10 protein-coding genes and 1 pseudogene are annotated in these 9,729 nt (G+C 67.9%); 3 read left to right on the top strand and 8 right to left on the bottom strand.

What is annotated here, in order from left to right:
- Window positions 1–916: PPE family protein (locus tag DQP57_RS20715; protein ID WP_133259281.1), on the bottom strand; the 916-nt coding region annotated here is incomplete at its 3' end.
- 128 nt (window positions 917–1,044) lie between these two features.
- Here DQP57_RS20715 and DQP57_RS27475 point away from each other — a divergent pair.
- Window positions 1,045–1,785 (top strand): annotated as a pseudogene (locus DQP57_RS27475) (DUF2275 domain-containing protein); the annotation flags it as partial.
- Between the two features lie 114 nt (window positions 1,786–1,899).
- Complete coding sequence (sigC, locus tag DQP57_RS27295) at window positions 1,900–2,454, top strand: RNA polymerase sigma factor SigC (RefSeq protein WP_240631829.1); 555 nt, start codon at window positions 1,900–1,902, stop codon at window positions 2,452–2,454.
- Here sigC and DQP57_RS20705 read toward each other — a convergent pair.
- From DQP57_RS20705 to DQP57_RS20690, 4 genes are read right to left on the bottom strand one after another with little or no spacing between them, the layout of a single operon-like run.
- On the bottom strand, window positions 2,443–3,171 hold the full coding sequence (locus tag DQP57_RS20705; protein WP_112634558.1) for a cobalt-precorrin-6A reductase: 729 nt from the start codon (window positions 3,169–3,171) through the stop codon (window positions 2,443–2,445). The two genes, sigC and DQP57_RS20705, sit on opposite strands and share 12 nt — an antisense overlap.
- Window positions 3,171–3,926 carry a precorrin-4 C(11)-methyltransferase gene (cobM, locus tag DQP57_RS20700; RefSeq protein WP_112634557.1) on the bottom strand — a complete coding sequence of 252 codons (756 nt, stop codon included), beginning with the start codon at window positions 3,924–3,926 and terminating at the stop codon, window positions 3,171–3,173. The genes DQP57_RS20705 and cobM overlap by 1 nt, the downstream gene beginning before the upstream one ends.
- On the bottom strand, window positions 3,923–5,089 hold the full coding sequence (cbiE, locus tag DQP57_RS20695; RefSeq protein ID WP_112634556.1) for a precorrin-6y C5,15-methyltransferase (decarboxylating) subunit CbiE: 1,167 nt from the start codon (window positions 5,087–5,089) through the stop codon (window positions 3,923–3,925). The genes cobM and cbiE overlap by 4 nt, the downstream gene beginning before the upstream one ends.
- Window positions 5,090–5,135: 46 nt before the next feature.
- Window positions 5,136–5,885, bottom strand: coding sequence for an SDR family NAD(P)-dependent oxidoreductase (locus tag DQP57_RS20690; protein WP_112634555.1), 750 nt, complete (start codon window positions 5,883–5,885; stop codon window positions 5,136–5,138).
- 35 nt (window positions 5,886–5,920) lie between these two features.
- Between DQP57_RS20690 and DQP57_RS20685 the strand changes: the two genes are divergently transcribed.
- Window positions 5,921–6,331: a F420-dependent biliverdin reductase gene (locus DQP57_RS20685; RefSeq protein WP_112634554.1), complete on the top strand. Its 411-nt coding sequence runs from the start codon at window positions 5,921–5,923 to the stop codon at window positions 6,329–6,331.
- Between the two features lie 57 nt (window positions 6,332–6,388).
- Here DQP57_RS20685 and DQP57_RS27290 read toward each other — a convergent pair whose 3' ends face one another.
- The 3 genes from DQP57_RS27290 to DQP57_RS20670 form a co-directional block, all read right to left on the bottom strand.
- Entirely contained in the window at window positions 6,389–6,652 is a 264-nt protein-coding gene (locus DQP57_RS27290) for a hypothetical protein (protein ID WP_112634553.1), read from the bottom strand.
- Between the two features lie 81 nt (window positions 6,653–6,733).
- A complete protein-coding gene (locus DQP57_RS20675; RefSeq protein ID WP_112634561.1) occupies window positions 6,734–7,027 on the bottom strand; it encodes a hypothetical protein in 294 nt (97 codons plus the stop codon).
- 11 nt (window positions 7,028–7,038) lie between these two features.
- Window positions 7,039–9,705 carry a hypothetical protein gene (locus DQP57_RS20670; RefSeq protein ID WP_240631828.1) on the bottom strand — a complete coding sequence of 889 codons (2,667 nt, stop codon included), beginning with the start codon at window positions 9,703–9,705 and terminating at the stop codon, window positions 7,039–7,041.
- Window positions 9,706–9,729 lie beyond the last annotated feature (24 nt).

Genomic DNA, 9,729 nt, shown 5'->3' with positions numbered 1-9,729 from the left:
CCGCCATCTGGATCGCGAGCTGAATGAACGGCCAGAAGATCATCAGGGTGTGGAAGATGGCCCAGCCCAGCGCGCTCGACAGCGCCGGCGACAGCCCCAACTGCCCGAAGAACGAGGCGAGGCTGTTGACCCACGGCGCCGGCGGGAAGGGCCACCCACCGGGGTTGAGGTCCTTGGACACCGGCCACGCGAAGTTCTGGGTGTACTGCTGCAGCCATTGGGTGAGCTGGTCCATCCACGACGGGTAGGTCTGCGTCGTGGCCTGCTGCTGGGCGCTCGAGGTGTCGGCGTTGTTGAGGTTGGAGCCCGAAGCCGCGGCCGGCGCCACGGCGGCCGCCTGCACCGCCTCGACGCCGGCGGTGCCGGCCTCGGCGCCCGGTACGACGATCGTCGGCGCGGGCGTCGTCGCCGGGACCGCCGCCAGCGCGGATTCGCTGACGGCCTGATAGGTGGTCATCGTGGTGGCGGCCTGCACCCACATGCGCGCGTAGTCGGCCTCGTTGACCGCGATCGGAATGGTGTTGATTCCGAAGAAGTTCGTGGCGACCAGCGCACCGTGCACCGCGTGGTTGGCCGCGAGCTCGCCCAGCGTCGGCATGGCGGCCAGCGCGGTGGTGTAGGCGGTGGCCGCGGTCTCGTGCAGGGCCGCGGCCGTGGTGCTCTTGGCCGCGCTCTCCAGCAGCCAGGCCTGGTAGGGGGCGTGTGCCGCCACGTACTGGTCCGCGCTCGGGCCTTCCCACGAACCCGCCTGCGCCGCGCCCAAAACTCCGCTGAGCTCGGCCGCCGCGGTCGCGTAGTCGGTGCTCAGCGTCGACCATGCCGTGGCGGCGGCCAACAGCGGCGCGGGGCCGGGGCCGCTGCTGAGCAGCGTCGAGTGCACTTCGGGCGGAAACGCGATCCAGATCGGGGCGGTCATCGTCGGGGGCCTTCAGGCAAGAACACGAATACCTCTTCGGTGCATCTCGTGGGTGGGCTGGCGATGCGTACGACCAGAGGTCGGTTGTCGGCGCCGTTTAGTTCCCCCCGATTTCGTTCGGGGGCCAAATGGGGCGAGTCTTTGCGCGGGGCCGGGCCATGCGCAACGATGCAGGGATGCGGTGTGAGATTGCGCGCGAAGCGCTGTCGGCTCGATTGGACGGCGAGCGTCCCCAGGTGCTCGCGCAGCAAGTCGATGCCCATCTCGAATCGTGCCGCAGCTGCCGCTCGTGGTTGATCGGGGCGGCGGTGCAGACGCGCCGGCTGGCGTCGGTGACGCCCGGCGAGGGACCCGACCTGGTCGACAAGATCATGGCAAGCATCGGCGAACAGGCCACCGGCCATCAGGCCCGGATGCGGTGGCTGCGGTCGCACTACCGGCGCTGGGGTCTGATCGCCGTCGGCCTGTTCCAGGTGGCGATCGCCGCCGCCCAAATCAGCGGGATCGATTTCGGCATGGTGGCCGGTCATATGCACGGCGCGATGTCCGGTGAGCACCTGATGCACGAGTCCACGGCCTGGCTGCTGGCGTTGGGTCTGGCGATGATCGCGGCCGGTGTCTGGCCCGCCTCGGCCTCGGGGGTGGCCGCCATCACCGGTGTCTATTCCGTTGCGCTGCTGGGTTATGTCATCGTCGACGCCTTCGACGGCGAGGTGACCGCCACCCGCATCGCCAGCCACATGCCGCCGCTGTTGGGCTTGGCGTTCGCGTTGCTGGTGGCGCGGGAGCGGGTAGGTTCGCACCGGCGGCGCGGCTCGGATGCGTCGGACGACGCCGAGTTTGCCGCCTGGGCGGCGGACTCACCCGGTGGTCGGCGACGGGGGCATCTGCGGCCCATCAACCATGCGGCCCTCCACCCCACCGCGTCGTCTACGACGGGCCGTCGTAGAATCGGAAAACTCGCACAACAAAGGTGGTTGGGCATGATCGCGCCGAGCGATGACGAGGCCGTAACGGAGCTCGCGTTGTCAGCCGCGCGCGGAAACGCGCGAGCGCTCGAGGCGTTCATCAAAGCCACCCAGCAAGACGTGTGGCGGTTCGTCGCCTACCTGTCGGATGCGGGCAGCGCCGACGACCTGACTCAGGAGACGTTCCTGCGCGCCATCGGGGCCATCGAGCGGTTCTCCGGGCGTTCGAGCGCCCGGACCTGGCTGCTCTCGATCGCGCGCCGCGTGGTCGCCGACCACATTCGCCACCTGCAGGCGCGGCCCCGTGCCGCCCTGGGCACCGATCCCGAGCATGTGGTGCGCGGGGACCGGCACGCCCGCGGGTTCGAGGACTTGGTCGAGGTGACGACGATGATCGCCAACCTCAACGCCGAACAGCGGGAAGCGCTTTTGCTCACCCAACTGCTCGGCCTGCCCTACGCCGATGCCGCCGCGGTATGCGGCTGCCCGGTGGGCACCATCCGCTCCCGCGTGGCGCGGGCCCGCGACGCGCTGCTGGCCGATGGCGAGCGCGGCCACCTAACCGGCTAGCGCGCCAACCCATTCGGCGGCCTCGGCCACCGAGCCGACGGTCAACACGCCGGGCGGTAGCGGCGGGCGCGCCACCATCACCACCGCAACGTGCAGCGCCGCTGCGGCATCCAGTTTCGCGCGGGTCATGTCCCCGCCGCTGTTCTTGGTAACCAGCGCGTCTATGCCATGGTCACGCAGCAGCGCGACTTCGTCGTCGTAGCCATACGGTCCACGGGAGAGCAGCACCCGGTGCCGACGGGGCAGACTGGATGGATCGGGTTCGGTGACCGCCCGGATCAGAAACCATGCGTCGCTGGCGGCGAAGGCCCGCACACCCGAGCGCCCGGTGGTGAGGAACACCCTCGAATAGCCTTGCCGCGCAACGGCTTCAGCGGCCTCGGCGTCGGATTGGACGACGACAGCGGTGCCCGGATCCCAGGCGGGGCGCGCCAGGATCAGATGAGGAATCCGCGATTCGGCGCAAGCGGCGGCGGCATGTGCCGTCATGGTGGCCGCGAACGGGTGGGTGGCGTCGACGACAGCGTCGATGCGTTCGTCGTGCAGCCAGCGCCGTAACCCGTCGACGCCACCGAAGCCCCCGATGCGCACGGGACCGACCGGCAGGGCCGGGTCGGGCACCCGGCCGGCCAGGGAGCTGACGATGTCGATGCGCGGGTGCAACTCTTTCGCCAATGCGCGCGCCTCGCCCGTGCCGCCGAGCAGCAGGACCCGCATCAGTGCCGGCTCCCCCGCGACCGTCCGGACGAGTACAGGTAGCTATCGGTGAATCCCCCGGCGGTCAGCGCATCACCGACGACGATGACGGCCGTCTTGGTGATGCCGGCACGGTGCATCTGTTCGCCGATGTCGGAGAGCGTGCCGCGCAGCACCACCTGCTGAGGCCAGCTGGCGAAAGCCACGACGGCTGCGGGTGTTTCGGCGCGGTAGCCGCCTTCGAGCAGTTGCGGAACGATGGCGTCGATTTGGGCGGCGGCCAGATGCAGGACCAGGGTCGCACCGGACTGGGACAGCGTTTTCAGGTCTTCGCCGGGCGGCATGGCCGTCGACAGGGTCGCCACCCGGGTCAGAGTCACCGTCTGCGCCACCCCGGGAACGGTGAGCTCACGCTTCAGCGCGGCCGCGGCGGCGGCGAAAGCCGGTACGCCGGGCACGATTTCGTAGCCGATGCCCAGGGCGTCGAGCCGGCGGCACTGCTCGGCCAGCGCGCTGTACAGCGACGGGTCACCGGAATGCAGCCGCGCCACATCGTGGCCCGCGGCGTGCGCCTCCGCGAGCTCGGCGATGATCTGCTCCAGCGTCAGTGGGCCGGTGTCAACAACTTTCGCGTCGGGCGGGCACAGCGCGAGCAGGTCGTCGGGCATGATCGACCCGGCGTACAGGCACACCGGGCAGGAGCGCAGGAGCCGTTCGCCGCGCACGGTGATGAGGTCGGCGGCCCCCGGCCCGGCCCCGATGAAATACACGGTCACTTGGTCACCACCCACTGGGTGACCGGATACTGCGGGCGCCAGCCGGTGAAGGCGCCCAGCGGCTCGCCGTGATAGTGCTGGAAGCGTCGCAGGTGGCCCCCCAGGCGTTGATGTGCGTGCACCAGAACGGCTTCCGATTCGGTGGTGACCACATTGACGACGAGCCGGCCGCCGGCGGGCAGGTGGTCCAGGCATGCGTCGAGCAGACCGGGCTGAGTCAGCCCGCCGCCGATGAAGATCGCCGACGGCGGCTCGGCGCCGACGAACGCGTCGGGGGCCTCACCACGCACCTCGATGTCGACGCCGAAGGCCTCGGCATTGAGTTCGAGATTGTGCCGACGCCGCTCGTCGCACTCGAATACCACTGCGCTGCAACCGCGCCCACTCAGGCACCACTCGACGCTGATGCTGCCGGAGCCGGCGCCGACGTCCCACAACCGCTCCCCCGGCCGCGGCGCCAGGGCTGCCAGCGTCACCGCGCGGATTCCCTGCTTGGTGATCTGCCCGTCGTGGGTGAACGCGTCGTCGGGCAGGGGTGAGACGCGGTCGTCGGGCAGGTAACGCACGGCGATCACGTTGAGGTCGTCGAGGTCACCGTCGCCGCCCCAGTCGCGGGCGGTGGTGTCGCGGCGGTGCTCGTGCGGGCCGCCGAGGCGTTCGAGGACGGTGAATTCGGAGTCGCCGCGGCCGTGTGCGGTGAGCAGTGCGGCGAGTGCGTTTGGGGTGGAGTGGTTTTGCGACAGCACGATTGCCTGGCCGCCGCGGCGCACCGCGGTGCGCGGCGGCGCGGTGACCAGACTGATCACCTCGGTGTCGTGGACGTTCCAGCCCATCCGCGCGCACGCCAGCGTCACCGAGGACACGTGCGGCAGCACCCTGACGTGGTCGCGGCCGTGCAGGCGGATCAGGGTGCCGCCGATGCCGTGCAGCAGCGGATCACCGCTGGCCACTACGTGGACGTCGCCCGTGTGCCCGTCGAGCAAGGCTTGCAGCGCGGGCAGCATCGGCGACGGCCATTGCCGTCGCACCGCACGCACCGTGTCGTCGAGCAGGTCGAGTTGCCGCTTGGAGCCGTAAACTGTTGCAGCCCTTGTTAGTTCGGTGCGCGACGATTCGCTGAGTCCGGCCATGCCGTCGGCGCCGATGCCGACCACGATGATCATGAGTGCCGCTCCTCATCGCTTCGCTTTGCATCGTCGGCGGCGCGGATCATCGGGGCATCCTGCGCCACACGAACTGCGGCAGCAGGCGCATCACGGCCGCCGCCGGCCCCAGCGCCCACGGAATCCACACTGTGCGGCGGCCCTTCGCCAGCGCACGCGCGGTCGCGGCGGCCACCTGCGCCGGTGTGCTCGGCAGCGGTGCGGGCGTCATGCCCTCCGTCATGCGCCCGATGACGAATCCCGGCCGCGCGATCAGCAGCCGCACCCCGGTGCCGTGCAGCGCGTCGGCCAAACCGCTGGCGAACCCGTCCAGGCCGGCCTTGGCCGAGCCGTAGACGTAGTTGGCGCGGCGCACGCGTGCGCCGGCGATCGAGGAGAACACCACCAACCGGCCTTGGCCGGCCGTGCGCATGGCGGTGGCCAGGTGAGTGAGCAGGCTGACTTGGGCGAGGTAGTCGGTGTGCACGACGGCCACCGCGTGCGCGGCGTCGATTTCGGCGCGGGCCTGGTCGCCCAGGATTCCGAACGCCAACACCGCGGTACCGATGGGACCGTGCTCGGCGATGACGGAGGCGATCAGCGGGCCGTGCGAGGCCAGGTCGTCGGCGTCGAATTCTCGGGTGGCGACCGCCGTCGCGCCGGCGAGTTTGACCGCGTCGACCTGGTCAGCGAGTTGATCGGCGCGCCGGGCGGCCAGCACGACCGTCGCGCCCGGCGCCAGCAGCTGCGCCAGTTCGATCCCGATCTCGCTGCGGCCGCCCAGGATTAGTACTGGACCTGCGCCCGTGTCGTCCACGGCTGCGATTATGACCTGCGCTAGCGTGGGCGGTGATGGCGAATACCACTACCCGGCTTACCGACGACGCGTTGGCGTTCCTGTCGGAACGGCATTTGGCCATGCTGACCACGCTGCGAGCCGACAATTCGCCGCACGTCGTGGCGGTGGGATTCACCTTCGATCCCAAGACCCACATCGCGCGGGTCATCACCACCGGGGGTTCGCAGAAGGCCGTCAACGCCGATCGTGGCGGACTGGCCGTGCTCAGCCAGGTGGACGGCGCGCGGTGGCTGTCCCTGGAGGGCCGGTCTAAGGTCAACAACGACGCCGACGCGGTGCGCGACGCCGAGCTGCGATACGCCCAGCGCTATCGCACGCCGCGCCCCAACCCGCGACGCGTGGTCATCGAGGTTCAGATCGAGCGGGTGCTCGGGTCATCGGGTCTTTTGGACCGGGGCGAGTAGTAGCTTTCGGGTCGAGTGGCACGCAGGAGCGAACCGATTACTGGTAACGGAACGCGCCTAAATGGGGGTCCCCCGATTACTGCCGGGCTGCTGTATGAGCAGGTCGTCATGTTGACGCAGACGGCAAGCTTCAACGAACTCGATTGCTGCTTCCCTGTTGTCTAGGAACTTATGATATTGGCTCGTCGTCAGCTCATAATATTCTTCGTAATCAACAACCCCACTGGTCACCGGAATTGACGCATAACAGCGGCCCGACATCGATTCGATCCCGAGCGAATATCTATCCTCGCGCGACGAGTACGTGTCGTCGAACCTCATAGAACTTCTTCCTAGTCAGCGGGTCGCGTCGCCTCCACCCTCGAACACAGCTAGACGGGGTTCCTGGTATTGCGATGGTGGTTAACGAAGATTCCATCCGACGCATCGGCCGATCTCGTGCAACGCTTCTTCGGACAATTCTGGATGCTTTTCGTGGAAGCGTCGCAGGATGTCGTTCACGCCTTCAGCAAGCGTCATGTCTCCCCACTCGATCGGCATGCTGACCGCCTCGTGCACCAACTCAGAAACACGCGCGATTAGCGATTCGGCTTGGGATTGCCCGTACACCTCAAGCAACTTCTCTTTGTCGATATGAGGAACCGCGGTGTCGCCGATGGCTACGACAATTGCGGCATTAACGACGGCCGGATCCATCCTGAGCTCCTTCATCGCTCGAAAATTGATGTTTCAGCCCCGGTTTCGGGATCGATGATCACAATCTTGGTGACATTTGGATTGTCCATGAGCCGCGGAAGCTCCACGGTCTGCCACACACCACCCGGACGGAGGTTCTGTCCAATGACTGCGTGGACCTCACCTCGAGCATTGGCAGCATATGTTTCGGAGACCTTCGACCACCACGCTTCCGCGGCTGGGTCGTCAAAGCTCCACTTCGGTGGCGATATGCCGTTTCGCTCAAGCAGGCCCTCCAATGTGGTTCCGCTGTGTGAATCCGCAAACAGGTCCGCCGATCCATTTCCCCCAGCCGATGATGGCCCGATGCCAACTCCGTCGGAAGTTCTCCCCGACCAGAAAAAAGCTCCGTCCGGAGGAGGGGTGAGAAGCTCCGGAGGCGGGAGGGGGTACGGGCCGACCAAGCCATCATCTGTTTGCGGCTCACCGTCGGTGTCGTGCCCGGACGGCTGGTGTTTGTCCTCCTTCGGCGGATCGCCGCCGCCGTCTCCATCCGGTTTCACGCCCTGCGGTGGTTCTCCCAGCGTATGTCCACCCGGCGTGCCGCCGTCCCCAGGGCCGTGCCAGCCACCGCCGGGCGTTGGTACTTCAGTCGGATAGCCGTTCGGGGGCGCGGCGTGCGGGGATGCAGGAGCTCCGGGTGCCGGTGAGTGCGCTTCGAAAGGTGCTGCCCCGCTGGGAGATCCGCCGGGTGACACTGGCGGCGAATGGTCAATCGGTTGCGGTAGTGACGATGGGAAGCGCTCACCCGCAGGGGTCGGCAATGACGCGGCGGGCGAACCCGTGGCCGGTACGGATGCCGGTTCATGCGGGCCAGCGGCAGGCGCGGACACCGGCTCGCGCGGCTCCTCCGCCGGCACTGCGGCGGGTTCGCGCGGGCCCTCGGACGGCATAGAGGTCGGATCGTGCGGACCGACGGGACCACCCGGTGTCTCAGCAGGGACCGGCGACGAATTCGGTTGGTGCGGACCACCACTCGGGCCACCGGCTGGTGGCGGCGAATCACCGGCCGGACCCGCCTGCCCCGGCGATGTTGCCGCAGGCGTTGAACCCTGTGGTGCGCCCGGCGCGCCATCGGCCGGACGTGGGGCCGACTCGACCGGTGGCTCAATCGGCTTGCCGGGTGGCATTGCCACAGGAGTGCCACTTGCCGGAGGCTTGATTTCCGGCAAATCCTTCGTTACGCCTTCGAGCTTTTGGGGCAGCTCGGCGGTCGCCTTGCCAATGCCGGTCAGCTCACCGCGGGCACCCACGATGCCGCCAAGCCCTTCGCTCGTTTTTCCACCGGCGCGTTCAGCGGCGCCAGCGGCCCCCTCCTCGCCCGCCGCGCCCCGTGCGGCCGCGCCCGCGCCGTCGCCTGCCACGCCCGCCTCACCGAGGCCGGGCGATATCAACGTGCCAAGGTCGAACGCGACTTCACCAGCGCCTAATCCGGGCCGATCTCTGGTCCAATCCTCGGCATGCACAAGGCCTTTCAACTCCTGCAGCCTCGCGTGCGCGAATTCCTCGGGATGAAGGGGAGCGTTGAACAAACTCTCCTTCCACGCATTTTTCACCAGACCGGTCCAGGTGGCGGCCGCACCTTGGGGGTCGACGACGATCCAATGCGGGCTCAAGTCGACCAGGCCTAACCCCATGTTGACCGCACCTTTGAGAACGCCCTCCTGGGCGTTTATCCCGAACTCGAATGCGGTCGCCACCGGATTGCCGACGTCTTCCCCCAGGAACGTGATGAGCCCGCGGCGCGCGTACTTCTCGCAGGTGACAATCTCGCGATCGGCCGCTTTCATGATCAGCCTGATCCCCTGCACGCAGGCGCGGGCCTCCTGCCCGAGATGGTGCAGTACATCGTTGATGTCCTTGGCGATTTTCTTGATCTCGTCCCACGCGTCACCGTCGATGATGAGCATGATGTCGTGACCGAGGTCGCCTAGAGATCCGAGCCGGTGCAACAGATCCCGTATTGCGTGCTGAGCGTGGTCAACCTTGTCCGCAAACGCGTCGATGGTAGTGGCCAGCTTGTCGCACTGGGCGCCGATAGTCGCTGCGGTAGAACCTATTTCTTTGAGAGCGTTATCGATCTTGTCGCCCTCAGGAAGGTGTTGAGTATCCAGCAGAGTCTTCGCCCCGTTGAGAGTCGCCTGCACCCCGTTGGCCGCCGCGGCGAAGCCGCGCCAACGAGAGGCGCCCGCATGCAGGCCCGGCACATCGCCGTCGGGCCACAACTCGAGGACGAGCGACTCGACGATCGCCCATAGCGTCGGTGGCGGCTCTCCGGGCCCCATCGTTCCCGGGGGTTTGGGAGCGGCGAGTTCAGCCGGTGGGGACGGCGCGGCCAAAATGCCGTCGCCGCCGCCCAGCGTCGAGGCCGCCTCGGCCTTCGAATAGTTCGAAGCGCCCTGCTGGATAAGAGCACCGCATTTCCCGCACGCATTCACCACAGCGGCCACTGCCTTCAGCAGCGACTCGGCGGCGTCCTGGTACGCCAGGCCGAACACCTCGCCGGCGCGATCTACGCCGGTGTGGGCCGAAAAACCTGCCACCAACACCGTCAGGCTCGCCGCCAGACCGCCGCCAGTGGCACCCACGGCACTACCCGCGGCGTACATCGCCTCCGGATCGACAGCCAAGGGAGCCACGAGCGGAATTTTCGCTCAGGTCCG

Origin of the sequence: Mycobacterium colombiense (genome assembly GCF_003284935.1) — a bacterium.
GTDB lineage: Bacteria > Actinomycetota > Actinomycetes > Mycobacteriales > Mycobacteriaceae > Mycobacterium > Mycobacterium arosiense_A.
Note: the sequence above shows the minus strand (reverse complement) of the source record. Positions and strands in the feature narration are given on the sequence as shown.